This window comes from Streptomyces sp. CA-179760 (genome assembly GCF_050937045.1).
GTDB lineage: Bacteria > Actinomycetota > Actinomycetes > Streptomycetales > Streptomycetaceae > Streptomyces.
In genome coordinates this window covers 1323550-1341856 of record NZ_JBNJLZ010000001.1, presented here as the reverse complement: position 1 = coordinate 1341856, position 18307 = coordinate 1323550, and the positions used below count along the sequence as shown (strand labels likewise).

Sequence of the window (18307 nt, the reverse complement as noted above, 5' to 3'; positions counted from 1 at the left end):
CACTCCACGCGACTAGCGTGCAGTCCATGAAGTACACGCAGCTCGGACGCACGGGACTCAAAGTCAGCCGGCTCGTCCTCGGCACCATGAACTTCGGTCCCCAGACCGACGAGGCCGACAGCCACGCGATCATGGACGCGGCGCTGGACGCGGGCATCAACTTCTTCGACACGGCGAACGTGTACGGCTGGGCCGAGAACAAGGGCCGTACCGAGAGCATCATCGGCAACTGGTTCGCGAAGGGCGGCGAGCGGCGCGACAAGGTCGTCCTCGCCACGAAGGTGTACGGCAACATGGGCGCGGACGGCGCGGCCTGGCCCAACCACGACAAGCTGTCGGCGGTGAACATCCGGCGGGCCGTGGACGCGTCGCTCAAGCGGCTCCAGACCGACCACATCGACGTCTACCAGTTCCACCACATCGACCGGGACACCCCGTTCGAGGAGATCTGGCAGGCCATCGACGTACTGGTCCAGCAGGGGAAGATCCTTTACGTCGGGTCCTCCAACTTCCCGGGCTACAAGATCGCCCAGGCCAACGAGATCGCCGCCGGTCGCGGCGGCACCATCGGCCTCGTGAGCGAGCAGTGCCTCTACAACCTCTACGAGCGCCGCGCCGAGATGGAGGTCATCCCGGCCGCGCAGGAGTACGGCCTCGGCGTCATCCCGTGGTCGCCGTTGCACGGCGGTGCGCTCGGCGGCGTACTGAAGAAGGAGGTCAAGGGCGGTCGCCGCAGCGAGGGGCGAGCCGCGGGCGCCATGTCCGGTCCTGAAGTACACGCGAAGATCCAGGCGTACGAGGACCTGCTCGACAAGCACGGTCTGGAGCCCGGCGAGGCCGCCCTGGCCTGGCTGCTCACCCGTCCCGGCGTGACCGGCCCGATCGTCGGCCCACGCACGGAGGAGCAGCTCGAATCCGCCCTGCGCGCCATCGAGTTGGATCTGAGCGAGGAGCTGCTGGCCGGGCTCGACGAGATCTTCCCGGGACCGGGACCGTCTCCGGAGGCCTTTGCCTGGTAGCGGTCGAGCCGCAGTCGTTCGCAGTCGCCGCCACCGCGACCAGGACGAACATCATCACGAGTGCACTGGCCATGATCTGGTTCCGGGTTATGGGATTCACAGGACCGAGCCTGACCGGCCCATACGAGCGGCCGGCGGACGACCGCCTCAGTGGCGGGACTGCTCGCCCGCCGCCGCCGGCGCCCTGCGCCCGCTGTGCGAGCCGATGCCAGGATGCCTGATAAGCCCGACTAAGCCTTGATCGGTGCGGCCGACCTGGCGGCCTGCTCGATCTTCGCGCAGTAGGCTGCACGGGCTTCCGCGTCGATCCGCTGCTCGTTCTCGGCGCGCACCCCGGTCCGGCCGTCTAGGCCCTCGCGCAGGATGTCGGCGTGCCCGGCATGCCGGATGGTCTCGCCGAGGACATGGACCATGACGGCGAACAGGTTGGTGTTGGGACAAGGCTCCGGCCACCACGGCACGTGGCCGGGGGCGTCGAGGAGAAGCTCGTTGATCGTTGCGTCCGAGTGCTCCCACGTGCGCCGGTAGAACCCGATGATCTGATCGCGGGTCTCGTCCTCGGTCGCCCACTGATCGCTGCCGTCGGAGTCCTGCCACCGGGACAGTGATTCCGGGGAAGGGCGGTCGAAGACCTCGCCGAAGTACCTGGCCTCGACGGTGGCCACGTGTTTGACCAGGCCGAGGAGGTTGGTCCCGGTCGCCGTCAGAGGTCTGCGAGCGTCGTACTCGGACAAGCCGTCGAGTTTCCAGAGCAGTGCCTCGCGGTCCCGCCGCAGTCTCCCGTGCAGGTTGTCCTTCGCGAATTCATCGATCATGTGGCATGAACCTTCCATGGGCTGTTCGTGGTCTCAAGATCCCGTACGTGGTCCGCGACGGCCGGCAGAGCCGAGACCAGCACCGAGAACGTGGTGATCCGCAGCGAGCCCGCAGTGATCGCGACGGCGCGGGTCGAGAAGAGCAGCCGGAATCGCGGCTCGGCCAGCACCTCCCCGTAGGTGGCACGGTGGTTGACCTGCGCGGGTTCGGCGGTTGGGGTCATGACGCCCAGCCTCGCCGTGCGCCCGAGCCACTCACCAATGATTCGTCGCTGGACGAATCGGAACAGACGCCAGGCGTAGCATCACAGGGTGCTCCGCTTCGAAGTCTCCGTCGAGGACCTGCTGCGCAGCCGCTTCGCACTGTCGCCCGCGATGGACCTCTGCTTGCTGCTGCGCTCGCTCGCCGGCCAGAACCGGCCGCTGCCGCGAGCCTGGGCCGCCCGGCTCCTGCCGGCCTTCGAACGGCTTCGCCGCGAGACCGAACTGGACGCCGCCCTCGCCCTGCACACCCCGCGATCCGGACCGAACTTCGTCGCACCGCCCCCGCGCGGTCTCCACCAGACCTGGGCAGACGACCTGGCCATGATCCGGGCCACACCGCTGGAAGCGGCCCGCCACGAATTCGCCACCACCGCGACCGGCCCGTCCGCCCATGATCCCCGGGTACGCGCGGTGCTGGACTCCACGGACGCCGTCTCCAGGATCGCCGAGGCGATGGACCAGGCGTGGCACGAGCTGCTCGCCCCGGACTGGCCGCAACTGCGCGCGATCTGTGAGCGCGATGTCGTGCACCGGGTGGGTGTGATCGGCGAACACGGATGGGCCACGACCATCGAGAGCCTGCACCCGAGCATCGCCTGGCGCGCCGGCGGCATCGAGATCGGCTTCTTCCCCCCGGTCGGAAACGTCCGCCTCGCCGGCGACGGGCTCCTGCTGATCCCTTCGGTCTTCGTCGGGAACATCGCCGCCCACCTGGAAGACCCCTGGCCCAGGACCTTGGTCTATCCCGCCCGCGGCACCGCCGCTCTGTGGGGCGAACAGGCGACCGTCCCCCGACCGGACGCGCTGACCGCTCTGGTCGGCCGGGCCCGAGCCCGGCTGCTGTTGGCGCTGGACGCCCCGGCCAGTACCAGCCACCTCGCCCGAAGCCTCGCCATGGCACCCGGCGCGGTCGGAGACCACCTCGCCATCCTGCGAGGCGCGGGGCTCCTCGTCCGCGCCCGGTCCGGACGGTCGGTGCTCTACCGGCGCACCCCGCTCGGCGAGGCGCTGGTCGCCGGTTCGGGCTGAGGGCTCAGCGGCGTCGGCCGAGGCCTGGGAAAGCGGCATCCGTCAGATCGCCCCGTCCCATGATCGCAACAAAGAACCCAGGCACGGGGCAGTCACATGATCGCCCGGACAGCACACCTAGGCCGTAGCGAGTACCTGGACGGTGTCGCCCACAGTGTCCGCCACCTTCTTCCACTCGGTGAGGGAGATCGTCAGGGGTGGCAGGAGCTTCAGTACATGCCCCGACCCCGAGGTCTCGGCGACGATGCCGCCGCGGAACAACGCCTCCCGTATCCGCCCGGCCGTCCCGGGGGCGGGGAACCTCAGTCCACTCATCGCTCCCTTGCCGACGACTTCGGCGGCACCCACCGGGAGGGCGTCGGTGATGCTCGCGAGGCTGGTGCGGATCGCGGTGGTCAGTTCGGCGGCGTGGGTGGTGAAGTGCGGGTCGGTCCAGTGGTCCAGGGCCGCGGAGCCCGCCACGAAGGCGAGGTTGTGGCCACGGAACGTGCCGTTGTGCTCGCCGGGTGCCCAACGGTCGATCTCCCGCCGGATCAACAGCGCCGCCATCGGCAGCCCCATTCCGCTGAGGGACTTCGACAGGCAGACCAGGTCGGGGCGGAGTTCGGGGGCGTCCTCGAAGCTGAAGAAGGTACCGGTGCGTCCGCAGCCCGCCTGGATGTCGTCGACGATCACCAAAGCGCCGGTGGTATCGGCGAGTTCGCGGATCCGGGCCAGCCAGGGGCGGGGCGCCGTGTGGAGTCCGCCTTCGCCCTGGACCGTCTCCAGCAGGATCGCCGCGGGCGGGTCGGCGGCCTCGGCGCGGTCCAGGGAGGCGACCGCGTCGTGGGCATCGCCGTACGGGAGGACGGTGACGTCGGTCAGCGGGACCCCCGCCGCTCCGCGCAGCAGCGGTGAGGTCGTGGCGGCGAGGGCTCCCAGGGACGCGCCGTGGAAGCCTCCGGTGAAGGCGATCACCTCGGTGCGCCCGGTGACCTTGCGGGCCAGCTTCAGGGCGGCTTCGACCGCCAGGGTTCCGGCCGGTCCGGGGAACTGCGTCACGTGGTCGCCGAGCCCGCGCGGTTCCAGGACGAGGTTCGTGAACCGCTCCAGGAAGTCGGCCTTGGCCACCGTGTGCAGGTCCAGGGACTGCACCGGGCCTCCGGCCCTGAGGTAGGCCGTGACCCTTTCGACGATCGCGGGTGGGTTGTGGCCGTAGTTGAGCGAGCCGGCCCCGCACAGCAGGTCGACGTAGCGGCGCCCGGAGGTGTCCCACAGATGGTGTCCGGCGGCTCGCTCGAAGACCACCGGGAAGTCGCGGCAGTAGCTGCGTACGTTCGACTCGTGACGTTCGAACACCGCGACGGGCGTCCGGGCGGTCTCTGTCATGTCAGCGCGTACCTTCCATCGGATTTCGTAACGCGTAGGGGGCCGACGTCACTTGAGATGTCACCTGACCAGCACCGTTCCGTCACCGGGGCGGTGGTCGCGGGAGCGGCGCAGGTCGCTGAACGCGAACGTCCGCTGCAGCCAGCGGTCACGGCCGTCGTAGCGCGGGCTGAACGCCGAACGGCCGTGCAGGGTGACGCGGTTGTCGACGACGGCGAGGTCGCCGGGGCGCAGCAGCACCCCGGTGTATGTCCGGTGCGCCACCTCGGCCACTTCGGCGAGGGCGGCCCCGCCCTCGGGGGTCACCGCCTTGGTGGCCGCCTCGTCGAAGCACCAGTCGGGGTCGTCCGGGTCTCCGGTGAGCACGGCGTGCGCGGTGCCCTCACCGGTCAGGCCGAAGGACGGTGGCGCCTCCGTGAGGTATTCGGGCCTGCCGAGCGCCTCGCGGGTGCCGGGCGTGAGCAGCGGCAGGACACGCCGTGCACAGCTGGTGCGCAGTTCCGCGACACCCTCGTGGTCGGGGCGCAGGCAGAGCAGCATCACGTGGTCGGGCCGGTGGGGATGGAAGGCGTTCTCGGTGTGGAAGGTGAGTTCGACCGAGCCGACGTTGCCCTGGACCGCCTCCTGGCCCGGCACCGGCACCACGTCCTGGACAAGGGCACCGGACTTCTCCGCCCCGAACGCGGCCGGGTCGCCGAGCCCGGCCGCGAACAGCAGCAGCGTCGCCGCCGGCAGCGACGGGCTGTGCTGGACCGAGCCCCTCACCATGGGGGTCGGCGGCAGGTGCGCGGCACCGATGGGCAGCCTCCGGAGGACGAGGGCGCCGTCGGGGCCGGAACACCTGCGGAACTCCCTCACGGTGCGCCGCAGTTCGGCGGGGACGTCCTCCCAGGCGTGCCGGGCGAGGGCCACCCATGCCGGGTCGTCGACCAGGTCGCCCGCCTGGTCCAGCAGTTCCGCCGCCACATGGCCCAGCCGGGCCAGGGTGCGGGCGTCGCACCGTACCGTGCCGTCGGCGCTCGCCGGAACGTACGGTGCCTGCGTCATGTCGACGCTGCTCACGTGTGTGTCCCCTTTCGCCGGTGTCACTCGCCCATGGCCTGCACGAGGCTCTTGGGGCGCAGGTCGGTCCACTCGCGCTCGACGTACTCCAGGCAGGCGGTGCGGCTGTCCGGGCCGAAGACGGTGGTCCAGCCGGCGGGCACGGCGGTGAAGTCGGGCCACAGCGAGTGCTGGCCCTCGTCGTTGGCCAGGACCCGGTAGACGCCGTCGGGGTTTTCGAAGGGGTTGGTCATGATGGGTCGGTGTTCCTTTCGGGAGCCGGGAGGCGCTTCGCCTCCCGGTGCGGGGGAGTCGAGCCACGGTTGCGGCCGGTGGTCCGGGCGGTGTGGCCGGTCAATCAGGTCAATGCGGAGGGCTGCGGCCGAGCCTCGGTGCCGACGGACGGTCACTGGTCTGTGGAAGCCGGGCCACCGAGGCCGGTCCGCGCGGCTCGCCTCACCGCTCGACGAAGTCCCAATAGCGGGAGATCGCGGCCTCGTCGACGTCCGGGATCGCGACCGCCAAGTCCCGCAGCCGCTGAAGCGTCCTTTCGTTCTCGAACTCCAGAGTCGGCTGCTGCGGGTCCGGAGCCTTCCTCGCGTGCTCTTCGAGATACGCCTGGTAGGGCAGGATCGGCAGGTCCTGTCCCCGTTCGCTCGCGCGCCGCAGGCACCGCAGCCACTCGGTGAGCGGGACCGCTTCGGAGACCGTCCCGCGCATCCGGTCGTACCCGCTCATGAAGTCACCGGCTCCGACCCCGCGCGGGTGGTGGAGGTGGTGCACACGGGCGGTTCCGGCCCCGGTCAGGATCAGCTCCACGACGGCGCGGGCCAGGACATCGACGGGGAGCAGCGCTTCCTCCAGACCCGGTCCGGCCGGATGGCAGCCGAGCGCGGCGCAACTGGTGAGCAGTCGGGAGAACATGTCGTCCGGACTGACGGCACCGGTCGAGGTATGCGCCCAGATACGGCCGAGCCGGTGGATGGCGCCAGTGGCACCCCGCTCGAAGGCACGCTCCACCAACCGGTCTGCGACCCATTTGCTCGCCGCGTACCCGTTCCCGAAGGGGTGTTTCTCACCGTCGATCGGTGAATCCTCCGTGACCAGCCGGGAGTCCTGGGCGGGCCTGAACACACCGAGGGTGGAGAGGTGGTGGAACGCCTTCGGCCGGCCCTCGGCGGCCAGGCGCAGCAGGGTCCGGGTGCCCTCCACGTTGGCCGCTTTCAGCCGGGTGTACGGCGAGAGGTGATGGACGTGTGCGCCGCTGTGGACGATGGTGTCGATCCGCTCGCGCAACCTCGCCCAGTCCGCAGGGGCGAGGCCGAGGTCGACTGCCGCCAGCTCTCCCCGGACGACGTTCAGCCGCGGGTCGTCCGGCGTCGGCCCGAGGCCGATGCCGTAGCGTCGCATGGCCCCGGTCAGCCGCTCGATCGCCTCGGCGTCGGTCCGCGCACGGACGAGGCAGTGCACCCGCGCCGAGGTCCGGTGCAGCAGCTCGGTCAGGAGGAAGGCTCCGATGAACCCTGTGGCTCCGGTCAGCAGGATCTCTTGAGGGTCACCGTCAGACGGGCCGGCATGGGGCATGTCGGGTGGGCCGGCGGGGGATGTGCCGGACGTGAAGTGCAGGGTGGCACTCAGCTCGGCTTCCGAGTCCGGTACCCATGACGCGGCGTGCGGGCCGCCCTCCATGAGGTGGCGGGCCAGTCCCGCCGGGGTCGGTGCTTCGAGAAGCGCAGACAGGTTGAAGCGGACCGCCAGAGTCTCACCGATCCGGCCGGCCAGACGGGTGGCGAGCAGGGAGTGACCGCCCGACGCGAAGAAGTCGTCGTCGGCGGATACCTCGGGCACCCCCAGCACTTCGGCGAACAGCCCGCACAGCAGGGCCTCCTGTTCGGTCCGCGGCGCCCGGCCGGTACCGGTACCGGTGGTGGTGTCCCGAGGGGCGGGCAGTGCCCTGCGGTCGAGCTTGCCGTTGGCGTTCAGCGGGATCGCGTCGACCTCGACGAACGCGGACGGTACGAGGTGGGCGGGCAGCGTGGCGGAGAGTTCGGCCCGCAGGTCGTCAGGGTCGAGCGGCGCCACGCGCTCCGCTGGATGGGCCGTGCGTTCACTGCGGGCCAGTGGGGGCTGGTCGCGCGGTTCCCCGAGCCCCCTACGGGGCGCGGTTCCGCGCCCGCCTTCGCAGAGGCCACTCCTGGAGGCGTGACGCGGCACGACGTAGGCGACCAGCCGCTGGTCGCCCGAGCGGTCCTCGCGGGCGGTCACGGCGGCTCGGGCCACCCCGTCGAGTGCGGTCAGCGCGGTCTCGATCTCGCCGGGCTCGATCCGGTAGCCCCGGACCTTGACCTGGTCGTCGACGCGTCCGGCGTACTCCAGCACCCCGGCACGGTTCCAGCGGGCCCGGTCGCCCACCCGGTACATACGGGTGCCTGGCGGGCCGTACGGGTCGGCGACGAAGCGTTCGGCACTCTGACCGGGCCGCCCGGCGTAACCGCGGGCGAGTCCGGCGCCGGCGAGGTACAACTCGCCCCACACACCGTCGGGGACGGGCTGGAGGCGGTCGTCGAGCACGTACACCCGCGCGCCCCCGATGGGGCGGCCGATGGGCACCGGCCCCGCGGCGAGGTCGTCGTACGGTTCGAGCCGGTGGACGACACAGCCGACGGTCGCCTCGGTCGGGCCGTACTCGTTGATCACCACCGCCTCGGGGTGCCGCTCGCGCCACGCCTGGAGGGCGGTGCCGTCGAGTGCCTCGCCGCCGATGACCAGGTTTCGGGCGTCACTGACGCGGTCGGGCAGCGACTCCAGCAGCCGCAGGTGGCTCGGGGTGACCTTGAGCAGGTCGGGGGTGGGTGTGTCCTCGTCCAGTTCCCCGAACCGCACCCGGCCGCCCGTGATCAGCGGAGTGAACAGCGTGGTCACCGGCATGTCGAAGGCGAGGGAGGTGTGGACCAGGGATTCGCCCGTGGCGGCCGGGTACATCGCCGCGGCCTCGCTCAGATAGGCGGCGAGCGAGCCGTGTTCGACGACCACTCCCTTCGGGCGGCCCGTCGATCCGGAGGTGTAGATCAGGTAGGCGGCCTGCCGAGGGTGGACGCGGACGCCCGGGGCACCGTCCGCGCCGGTGTCCGGGGCGGCGGCGAGGGCGTCCTCGTCGAGCACGATCGCGGCGCCCGCGTCGGTGACCAGGGCGTCGATTCGCGCGCGGGGGTTGGCCGGGTCGATCGGCAGGTAGGCGGCCCCGGTCTTCAGGACGGCGAGCAGCGCCACGACCACGTCCGGGCGGCGAGGCAGCACCACGGCGACGACGGTCTCCGGTCCGGCCCCGAGGGCGGCCAAGTGCCGGGCGAGCCGGTTGGCGCGGCGGTTCAGCTCCTCGTACGACAGCTCCGTACCGTCCGCGAGTTCCGTACCGTCCGCGACGACGGCCACGGCGTGCGGGGTGCGCGCCACCTGTGCCTCGAACATCTCCGGCAGCGATGCCCGCGGCAGGGGCCGGGCGGTGTCGTTGCGGCGGACGAGGGCGTCCTCGCGTTCGGAAGGGGTGAGCAGGGGCAGGGCGTGCGGAGGCCGCGCCGGGTCGGCGGTCACCTCCTGGAGCAGGCGCAGATAGCGGGCGGCGACGCTCTCGGCGGTGGCACGGTCGAACAGGTCCGAGGCGTACTCGACCCATCCCGACCAGCCGCCCTCGCCGCTCTCGGCGAGCATCAGCGACAGGTCGAACTTGGCCCGGTCGCCGGGCACGTCCCCGACAGTCACCTCAAGCCCGGGCAGCGTGGGTGCGACGGCCTCCTGGTTGACCGTCAGCATGACCTGGAACAGGGGGTGCCTGGAGCGCGAGCGCGCCGGGTTGAGGACCTCGACCAGCTGCTCGAACGGCACGTCGGTGTGGTCGTACGCCGCCACGTCCGCCGCTCGCACCCGGTCGAGGAGTTCCTCGAACGTGGGTGCGCCGGAGGTGTCGGTGCGCAGCACCAGGGTGTTGGCGAACAGCCCGACGAGGTCTTCGAGCGCGGCGTCCGGGCGGCCTTCCACGGGCGTGCCGATCACGATGTCGTCGCCGGCGCCGAGCCGGTTCAGCAGGGTGACGAGCGTGGCGTGCAGCACCATGAAGGCGCTGGCGCCCCGGCCCCGGCCGAGCGCATCGACACGCTCCCGCACTCCGGCCGGGACGGTGAAGGGCACCGTGCCACCGCGCTGGGAGGCTACGGCGGGCCGGGGCCGGTCGGCGGGCAGCTCGATCTGGTCGGGGATCCCGGCCAGCTCCTTCGTCCAGAAGTCGACCCGGTCGGCGGGCAGTTCCCGCTCCCACAGCGCGTAGTCGGCGTACTGGACGGGCAACGCGGCCCAGTCGGGGGCGCGGCCGGCGAGGCGGGCGGCGTAAGCCGTGGAGAGGTCCTCGGCGAGGGGCCGCATGGACGCGCCGTCGCCCGCGATGTGGTGCAGGAGCAGCAGCAGGGCGTGTTCGCGGTCCCCGTCGGTGAACAGCACGGCACGGACCGGTAGTTGGTGGTCCAGGGAGAACGGCGCGATGGCGGCCTCCGCGATACCCGCGTCGAAGTCGGCCGGCTCGTACGACCGGATCACGAAGCGCGGTTCTGTGTCGACGACGACCTGGTGAGGCCCCTCCGGCCCCTCGGCGATCACCGTGCGCAGCACTTCGTGCCGCCGGACCAGGTCGCCGAAGGCGTCCCGCAGGGCGTCCCTGTCGAGGGCGCCGGTCATCCGCAGGACGACGGGGATGGTGTACGTCCGCGCCTGTCCGTCGAGCCGGTCGAGGAACCACATCCGCCGCTGCGCCGCCGACAGGGGCACCCGCTCGGGCCGTTCCCGGCGGACCAGCGGCGGCCGGGAGACGTGGATCGGCCGGCCCGACAGCAGTTCCGCGAGCCCGGCGACGGTCGCGTGCTCGAAAACCTCCCTGATGGACAGTTCGGCGCCGAGGCCGGCCCGGACGCGGTTGACCAGCCGTGCGACGAGCAGGGAGTGGCCGCCGAGGCGGAAGAAGTCGTCGTCGGCGCCCACCTCGGGCACGCCGAGGACGGCGGCGAAGAGGTCCGCCACGCGCCGCTCGGTGCCCTCGGCGGGCGGTCGGCCCGAGCCCTGCGAGCCGAGGTCCGGGGCCGGCAGCGCCTTGCGGGCGATCTTGCCGTTGGCGGTCAGCGGCAGGGTCTCCAGGACGACGAAGGCGGCGGGGACCATGTAGTCGGGCAGGGCCCGCGCGGCGGCGGTGCGCAGGGCGGCCGGGTCCGCCGGGCGGTCCGGCTCGGGCACCACGTAGGCGACGAGACGCTTGTCGCCGGGGGTGTCCTCGCGGACCACCACGGCGGCCGCGTCGATGCCGGGCCGGCCCGTCAGAACGGCCTCCACCTCGCCGAGTTCGATGCGGAACCCGCGGATCTTCACCTGGTCGTCCACGCGGCTGACGAACTCCAGCAGCCCTGCGGCGGTCCAGCGGGCCAGGTCACCGGTGCGGTACATCCGGGATCCGGGCGGGCCGAACGGGTCGGCGACGAAACGCCCGGCGGTCAGGCCGGGGCGGCCGTGGTAGCCGCGGGTGACGAGGTCGCCCGCGACGTACAGTTCGCCCGCCGTGCCGACGGGGGCCGGGCGCAGCAGCGCGTCCAGCACGTACATCCGCGTGTTCCAGGCCGGGGTGCCGATGGTGATGACGCCGGGCGGCACCGGGGCGCCGGGGTCGATGCGGAACAGGCTGCAGCCGATGGTCGTCTCGGTCGGTCCGTACTCGTTGAGGACGGTCACCCCGGGGTGCCGGGCGCGCCAGGCGTCCAGCACGTCGCCGAGCAACGACTCGCCGCCGACGACGAGTTGGCGCTCCGGGGAGTACTCCTCGGGCACCACGCCCAGCAGGTGCAGATGGCTCGGCGTGGCCTTGACGAAGTCGGGCCGGGTGACGTCGGCGTCGGGATCGGGGCCGCTCGAAGTCCAGCGGACCAGTTCCACGGTGCCGCCGGAGATCAGCGGGCCGAACATGCCGGTGGCGGTGAGGTCGAAGGAGACCGGCGAGTGCACCAGGACGCGCCGGCGCAGGCTCTCGTACTCGTGCGTCGCCCAGGCCAGGTAGGCGACCAGCGAGCGGTGCTCGACGACGACCGCCTTGGGGCGCCCGGTCGAGCCCGAGGTGTAGATGACGAACGCGGCGTGCTCGGGCCGCCGGACCACTCCGGTGAGCGGGGCGGACGACTGTTCCGCGATCGCCGGATCTTCCGTGTGGATCACTGGTGCGTCCGTCAACGGCCCAACGGCATCCGCCAGTCCAGCCGTCGTGACCACCGCGGCCGGCGCGATGTCCCCCAGCATGAAGGCGAGCCGTTCCGCCGGGTGCGCCGGGTCGAGCGGCAGATAGCCGGCACCGGTCTTCAGCGCCGCCAGCAGGGTCACCGGGAGGTCCTCGCCGACCGGCAGCAGCACGGCGACATACCGCTCCGGGCCGGCGCCCAGGCCGATCAGGTGCCGGGCCAGCCGGTTGGCGCGGGCGTCGAGTTCGGCGTACGACAGCTCGGTCGCCCCGAAGACGACGGCCGGGGCGACCGGGGTGCGGGCGGCCTGGGCCTCGATCAGGTCGGTGAGGGTGGCCGACGGCACCTCGTGGCCGGTGGTGTTCCACTCGGTGAGCAGCAGCCGCCGCTCGTCGTCGTCCACAACGTCGAACTCCCGTACCGGGCGGCCGGGTTCGGCGGTGACGGCGGCCAGCAGACGGGTGAAGCGCTCCGCGATCCGGGCGGCCGAGTCGCGGTCGAACAGGTCGGTGGCGAACTCCAGGAGCCCGCTCACCCCGCCCTCGGGCTGCTCGGTGAGGAAGAACGACAGGTCGAACTTGGCGGAGGGCGACGCGACCGGCTGGACGCGCGCCGTGAGCCCGGGCAGGTCGACGGCGAGGTCCAACGCCGCCTGCTGGTCGGCGTTGTTGAAGTTCAAGCCGGTCTGGAACAGCGGGTGCCGGGCGGTGGAGCGCGCCGGGTTCACCGCCTCCACGACCCGCTCGAACGGCACGTCCTGGTGGGCGTAGGCGGCCAGGTCGGCGGCCCGCACCCGGCGCAGCACCTCGGTGAAGTCGGGGTCGCCGGTCAGGTCGGTGCGCAGCACGAGGTTGTTGGCGAAGAAGCCGACGAGGGGCGTCAGGGCGTCGTCCGTGCGGTTGGCGACCGGGGAGCCGATGACGATGTCGTCGCCCGCGCCGAGCCGGTGCAGCAGGGTGGCCAGGACGGCGTGCACGACCATGAAGACGGTCGTGTGGTGCTCCCGGGCGAGCCGGACCAGGGCCGCGTGGACGTCGGGTTCGACGGCGAAGGGCACCGTGTCGCCGCCGTGGGTGGGCACGGCGGGCCGGGGCCGGTCGAAGGGCAGCTCCATCTGCTCGGGCAGCCCGGCGAGTGCGGCGCGCCAGTGGTCGAGCTGCCGGGCCAGGGCACTGTCCGGGTCGTCGGCCGCGCCCAGCGCCCGCCGCTGCCATACCGCGAAGTCGGCGTACTGGACGGCGAGTTGCACCCAGGCGGGTTCCTCACCCTGGGTCCGGGCCGCGTAGGCGGTGGCGAGGTCGCGGGCGAGTGGGGCCATGGAGGCGCCGTCGCCGGCGATGTGGTGCAGGACGAGGAGCAGCACGTACTCCCCGGCGCCGAGGTCGAACAGGGTGGTCCGCAGCGGAGGCTGGGCGGTGAGGTCGAACGGGGCACGGACAGCTTCGGCCATGCGTGCGGCGAGCCTCTCCTCGTAGACCCGCACGACGGTCAGCGCCGGTACGGACGGCAGGACGACCTGGTGGACGCCGTGTCCGTCCTCGGCGAAGACCGTGCGCAGCGCCTCGTGCCGTGCGGCCAGGTCGTCCAGGGCGGTGGTGAGCGCGGCGGCGTCGAGGTCGCCGGTCAGCCGCAGCGCGACCGGCAGGTTGTACGTGGGGGACGGGCCTTCGAAGCGGTGCAGGAACCACAGCCGTTCCTGGGCGTACGACAGCGGCAGGCGCCCGTCGCGCGGCTGTGCGGTGATGCCACGGCGGCGCGGTCCGTTGCCGTCCAGCCGGGTCGCGAGCCTCGCCACGGTCGTCGCCTCGAACAGCACCGACAGTTCGATGTCGGCGTCGAGGGCGGCGCGGATGCGGCTCGCCAGCCGGGTCACCAGCAGGGAGTGGCCGCCGAGCGCGAAGAAGTCGTCGTCGATCGACACTTCGGGGACGCCGAGCACGTCGGCGAACAGCCCGCACAGGATCTCCTCCTGCGGGGTGCGCGGCGCGCGTCCGGTGGTGTGCGTGACGTCGGGGGCGGGCAGGGACTTGCGGTCGAGCTTGCCGTTCGGGGTGAGCGGCAGCATGTCGAGGGTGACGATCTGGGCCGGGACCATGTACTCGGGCAGCCGGGCGGCGAGCCGGTCGCGGATGTCGTCCGCGGCGTCGAGCGGGGTGTTCGGGTCGGCGGGGACGACGTAGCCGACGAGCCACTGGCCGTGGACGGCCGCGGCGGCCTGGGCCACGGCCGGATGGTCGGCGAGCGCGTCCTCGATCTCGCCGAGTTCCACCCGGAAGCCGCGCAGCTTGACCTGGTTGTCGGCGCGGCCGAGGTACTCCAGTTCGCCGTCCGCCGTCCAACGGGCCACGTCACCCGTGCGGTACATACGGGATCCGGGCGGGCCGTAGGGGCTCGCGACGAACCGCTCGGCGGTCAGGGCGGGCCGGTCGAGGTAGCCGCGAGCGAGCTGGACGCCCTCGCAGTACAGCTCCCCGGGCACGCCCGGCGCGACCGGGGCCAAATCGGCGTCCAGCACGTACATGCGGGTGTTGGGGACGGGGCCGCCGATCAGCACGGTCTCGGTGTCCGGGCCGGCCGGCCAGGTGGTGACGTCGACGGCGGCCTCGGTCGGGCCGTAGGCGTTGAGGAGTACGGCGGCCTCGTTCGCCGCGTGCTCGTGGAATCGGCGGACCAGTTCGGCGGGCAGCGCCTCGTCGCCGGAGACGACCAGGCGCACCGAGTCCGGCAGCCGGGTCTCGGCGAGGTAGGCGCCCAGCATCGAGGAGCTGAGGTGGACGACCGTGACGCGCTGCTCGCTCATCAGCCGCTCCAGGTAGAGCGGGTCGCGATGGCCGTCGGGGCGGGCGACGACGAGGGTGCCGCCGTGGCTGAGGGTCCAGAAGACCTCCCATACGGAGACGTCGAAGCTCACCGGGGTGGACTGCGACACCCGGTCGTTGGCGGTCAGTTCGTGATCGCGCTGCATCCACCACAGGCGGTTGGCCATGCCGGCGTAGGTGTTGACGGTGCCCTTGGGGCGGCCGGTGGAGCCGGAGGTGTAGATGACGTAGGCGGCGTTCTCACCGTGCACCGGCACACCCGGGTTCTCCGCGCGCTCCCCGCTCTCGGGTCCGATCCGGTCGAACCCGTCCACGTCCCGGTCGGAGATGAGCAGGGTCGCGTCGGAGTCCTCAAGGATGTAGGCGATCCGGTCGGCCGGATAGCCGGTGTCGATGGGCACGTACGCGGCGCCCGCCTTGAGCACCGCCCACAGCGCCACGACCAGGTCCACCGAGCGCGGCAGCTTCACCGCGACCCGAGACTCGGGGCCGACACCCCGGTCGCGCAGGGCGTGCGCGAGGCGGTTCACGCGGGCGTTCAGCTCGCCGTAGGTGACGCGCTCGCCCTCGAAGCGGACGGCCTCGGCGTCCGGGTCCTGCTCCTCGAAGCGTTCCACGATCGAACGCGGGTCGTCCCAGGCGAGGCCGGTGCCGTTCCAGCCGTGCAGGACGAGGGCGCGGTCCTCGGCCCCGAGGACGTCCACCTCGGACAGGCGCTGCGCGGGATCGGTGGTGACGTGCTCCAGGACGCGTACGAACCTGGCGGCGAAGCTCTCCGCCGTGCGCCGGTCGTACAGGTCGGTGGCGTACTCCAGGCGGCACAGCAGCCCGCCGTCCTCGTGGACGTGGCAGTCGAAGTGCACGTCGAACTTGGCGGTGCCGCTGGTCACCGGGCCCGGGTCGGCGGTGACGCCGGGCAGGTCGAAGCGGGCCTCGGTGAGGTCCAGCCAGGCCAGCATCACCTGGAAGAAGGCGTGCCGCGAGCGGGAGCGCTCCGGGTTCAGCTCCTCCACCAGGCGTTCGAAGGGGACGCCCTGGTGGGCGTAGGCGGCGAGGCCCGTCTCCCGGACGCGGACCAGCAGCTCCTCGAAGCTCGGGTCGCCGGAGGTGTCCATGCGGTAGACGAGGGTGTTGATGAAGACGCCGACCACGTCGTCGAGCACCGAGTCGGGCCGGTCGGCGATCACACCGCCGAGCGGGATGTCCTCGCCCGCGCCGAGCCGGGTCAGCAGCAGCGACACGGCGGCCTGGAGGATCATGAACGGGGTGGTGCGGGTACGGCCGGCCAGGTCCAGCATCCGCTGGTAGAGCTCCGGGCCGACGGGGAACTCCACGTGGTCGCCGCGGTGCGTGGCCACCGCCGGGCGCGGCCGGTCGCCGGGGAAGGTGACCTCGGGCGGGAGGCCGTCGAGGTGCTGCTTCCAGTAGTCGATCTGGCGGGGCAGGTCCGCGGCGAGTGTCCCGCGCTGCCAGATCGCGAAGTCCGGGTAGTGGACGGCCAGTTCGGGGAAGCCGGATGCGCTGCCGCCGGTGCGGGCACGGTAGGCGGACGTGATGTCCTCGGCCATCGGGCGCAGCGAGGCGCCGTCGGCCGCGATGTGGTGCACGACCAGCAGCAGCACGTGGGTGCCGGGGCCGGTCTCGTACAGCGTCGTCCGCAGGGGCACGTCGCGGGTCAGGTCGAAGGGGCGGGCGGCGTCGGCGGCGAGGTCGGGGGCGGCGTCCCGTACGACCTCCGTGGTGTACGGCGTCTCGGGGGGCATGACGACCTGGTGCGGGCCGTCGGCGTCCTCCGGGTAGACGGTGCGCAGCGCCTCGTGGCGGGCGACGAGGTCGGCCAGCGCGCCGGCGAGGGCGTCGGTGTCGAGGGCGCCGGTCAGCCGGATCTGGAGGGGGATGTTGTACGTGCCGGAGGTGCCCTGGAGCCGCTGCAGGAACCACATGCGTTCCTGGGCGAACGACAGCGGGACACGGTCGGGCCGCTCCTCCGCCGTGAGGCGCTTGGCCTGAGGGGAGAGCCGGGTCAGGCGTTCGGCGACGCCCGCGACGGTCGGGGCGGCGAAGAGGTCCCGCAGGGACAGGTCGACGCCGAACTCGTCGCGTACCCGGTGGACCAGGCGGATCATCAGGATCGAGGTGCCGCCGAGCGCGAAGAACTCGTCGTCGACACCGACCCGTTCGACGCCGAGGACATCGGCGACGATGGCGCACAGCGTCCGTTCCTCGGGCGAGCGAGGCTCACCGCCGCCGACGGTGGGGGCGGTCCTCGCGGGGGCCTCTGCCGTACGGACGCCGGTGACGAGCCGCCGGTCGTCCTCGCTCACCGCGGTCAGCTCACCGGTCCGGACGTCGAGTCCGGCCGCCGCGCCACCGATCAGGTCCGCCAGGAGGCCGGCGAGCCGTGCGACGGCCGTCGCGTCGAAGGCACCGGCGAGGTACGAGAACCGCAGCCGCAGCCGCTCCTCCGGGAAGACGGACAGGCTGACCGGGTAGTGGGTGCGCTCGACGAGCTCGGCGTGGGCGAGGCGCAGTCCGCCGGCCACGATGCCGTCGCTCATCGGGTAGTTCTCGAAGGCGACGACGGTGTCGAACAGGGCGTCGAAGCCGGACGCGCGGGTCATCTCCGCGAGGGAGGCGTGCTGGTGGGGGTGGAGGGACCGCTGCTCGTGCTGGAGCCGGGCCAGCAGCGCGGCCAGTGACTCGTCGCGGTCGACGCGGACGCGGACCGGGAGGGTGTTGACGAACAGTCCGACCATCGACTCCGCGCCGGGCAGCTCGGGCGGGCGCCCGGAGACGGTCGCGCCGAACACGACGTCGTCGCGGCCGGTGAAGGCACTCAGTAACAGGCCCCACAGCCCCTGGACGACGGTGTTGAGGGTGAGCCGGTGAGCCCGGGCCGTCGCCGACAGGGCGTCGGTCAGCGTTTCGGGCAGGACGAGCTCGTGGACGTCGTGCTCGTCCGAGGTGCGGTCGGCGGGGGCGAGCAGGGTGGGTGCGGCGAGGCCGGCGAGCTGCCGGCGCCACACCTCGGCGGAGGCGTCGTGGTCCTGCCGGCCGAGCCACGCCAGGTAGTCGCGGTACGGGGCGGCCGGGGGCAGTTCGGTGCCGCCGTACAGGGTGAACAGGTCGCGCACCAGCAGCGGCAGGGACCAGCCGTCCAGCAGCAGGTGGTGGTGGGTCAGCACCAGGCGGTCGCCGAGCGCGGTGAACCGCAGCAGGGGCGGCCGGACGACACTGAAGCCACGGGCCCGGTCACGGGCGAGGAACGCCTCCAGGTCGTCCTCGTCGCGCTCGTCCCAGTCCACCTTGACGTCGGCGGGGACCACCTGCACGGGGGCACCCGCCGAGCGGCTGCGGAAGGCGGCGCGCAGGTTGGGGTGGCGGTGCAGCAGGGCCGTGGCGGCGGCCCGCATCCGCGCGGGATCGAAGCCGCCGTCGATCTCCAGGACGAGCTGGCCGACGTACGGGTCGTCGGGCTCGTACAGCGCGAGGAACAGCAGTCCCTCCTGGAGCGGGGAGAGCGGCAGGACGTCCGTGGCGCCGCGGAAGCGGTCCAGTTCCTCCTGGGTGATCCGCACGTGGGGCACGTCGGAGACAGTGAGGCCGCCTCGCGTGTGCGCGGCCAGCTCGGCCAGGGCTCGGGTCCACGCCTCGGCGAGGGCGCGCATCTCGCCGTCCGTGAGGACGCCCGG

6 protein-coding genes and 2 pseudogenes are annotated in these 18307 nt (G+C 72.3%); 2 read left to right on the top strand and 6 right to left on the bottom strand.

What is annotated here, in order from left to right; all coding sequences use genetic code 11:
* Positions 1-26 precede the first annotated feature (26 nt).
* Positions 27-1019 carry an aldo/keto reductase gene (locus tag ACQEV8_RS05805; protein WP_432957926.1) on the top strand — a complete coding sequence of 331 codons (993 nt, stop codon included), beginning with the start codon at positions 27-29 and terminating at the stop codon, positions 1017-1019.
* A 230-nt stretch (positions 1020-1249) separates the two neighbouring features.
* Here the strand turns inward: ACQEV8_RS05805 and ACQEV8_RS05800 are convergent, their stop codons facing one another.
* Both ACQEV8_RS05800 and ACQEV8_RS05795 read right to left on the bottom strand, forming a co-directional pair.
* Positions 1250-1834: a DinB family protein gene (locus ACQEV8_RS05800; protein WP_432957924.1), complete on the bottom strand. Its 585-nt coding sequence runs from the start codon at positions 1832-1834 to the stop codon at positions 1250-1252.
* Positions 1835-1908: 74 nt separating this feature from the next.
* Positions 1909-2058 (bottom strand): annotated as a pseudogene (locus tag ACQEV8_RS05795) (MFS transporter); the annotation flags it as partial.
* An 88-nt stretch (positions 2059-2146) separates the two neighbouring features.
* On the opposite strand from ACQEV8_RS05795, the gene ACQEV8_RS05790 reads away from it, so the two are divergent.
* Positions 2147-3127, top strand: coding sequence for a winged helix-turn-helix domain-containing protein (locus tag ACQEV8_RS05790; RefSeq protein WP_432957922.1), 981 nt, complete (start codon positions 2147-2149; stop codon positions 3125-3127).
* 117 nt (positions 3128-3244) lie between these two features.
* On the opposite strand, the gene ACQEV8_RS05785 is transcribed toward ACQEV8_RS05790, so the two are convergent.
* The 4 genes and pseudogenes from ACQEV8_RS05785 to ACQEV8_RS05770 form a co-directional block, all read right to left on the bottom strand.
* The gene (locus tag ACQEV8_RS05785) at positions 3245-4495 is read right to left on the bottom strand and encodes a diaminobutyrate--2-oxoglutarate transaminase (protein WP_432957920.1); all 1251 of its coding nucleotides are present in this window, start codon (positions 4493-4495) and stop codon (positions 3245-3247) included.
* Positions 4496-4555: 60 nt separating this feature from the next.
* On the bottom strand, positions 4556-5557 hold the full coding sequence (locus ACQEV8_RS05780; protein WP_432957918.1) for a TauD/TfdA family dioxygenase: 1002 nt from the start codon (positions 5555-5557) through the stop codon (positions 4556-4558).
* A gap of 23 nt (positions 5558-5580) precedes the next feature.
* Positions 5581-5790 carry an MbtH family protein gene (locus tag ACQEV8_RS05775; RefSeq protein ID WP_432957917.1) on the bottom strand — a complete coding sequence of 70 codons (210 nt, stop codon included), beginning with the start codon at positions 5788-5790 and terminating at the stop codon, positions 5581-5583.
* A 202-nt stretch (positions 5791-5992) separates the two neighbouring features.
* Positions 5993-18283 (bottom strand): annotated as a pseudogene (locus tag ACQEV8_RS05770) (amino acid adenylation domain-containing protein); the annotation flags it as partial.
* Between the last annotated feature and the right edge of the window lie 24 nt (positions 18284-18307).